The organism is Candidatus Pelagibacter communis, from assembly GCF_001180205.1.
Lineage (GTDB): Bacteria > Pseudomonadota > Alphaproteobacteria > Pelagibacterales > Pelagibacteraceae > Pelagibacter > Pelagibacter ubique_O.
Map to the genome: position 1 here is coordinate 1 of NZ_CVSU01000032.1, position 565 is coordinate 565.

Genomic DNA, 565 nt, shown 5'->3' on the forward strand with positions numbered 1-565 from the left:
TTTATATAATTATAAAGAGCTGAACCTTTTGGATCAGATAGGTAAATTTTTATATCTTTGTTCTTTTCTTTAAGAGCATTACTTACCCCTGAAATAGTTCCTCCAGTTCCAGAAGAACATACAAAGCCATCAACCTTACCGTCAGTTTGTTTCCAAATTTCTTGTCCCGTACCTTCGTAATGGCCTTTGGCATTTGCAGTATTATCAAACTGGTTAGCCCAAATCACTCCATTGTTATTAGAAGGTCTTAGTTCATCTGCAAGTCTTGCAGCAACCTTTACAAAGTTATTGTCATCTTTGTAAGGTTTAGGTGGCACTAATCTTAATTCTGCTCCAAGATTTCTAAGTAGATCTTTTTTCTCTTGGGTTTGATTATCATTCATTACAATGATTGTTTTATAACCTAAAGAATTCCCTAAAAGACCTAAACCAATTCCTGTATTGCCAGCTGTTCCCTCAACAACAGTCCCACCTTTAGAAATTAATTTTTTTTCTTGAGCATCTTTAATTAAAGCAAGTGCAGCTCTATCTTTTACTGATCCTCCAGGATTTAAAAATTCTGCTT

Annotated in this window: 1 protein-coding gene; it reads right to left on the bottom strand. The window is 34.5% G+C overall.

Annotated features, from left to right (window positions below; translation table 11 throughout):
• On the bottom strand, positions 1 to 565 hold a 565-nt coding region (locus tag AMO08_RS01630), incomplete at both ends, for a pyridoxal-phosphate dependent enzyme (protein WP_143323786.1).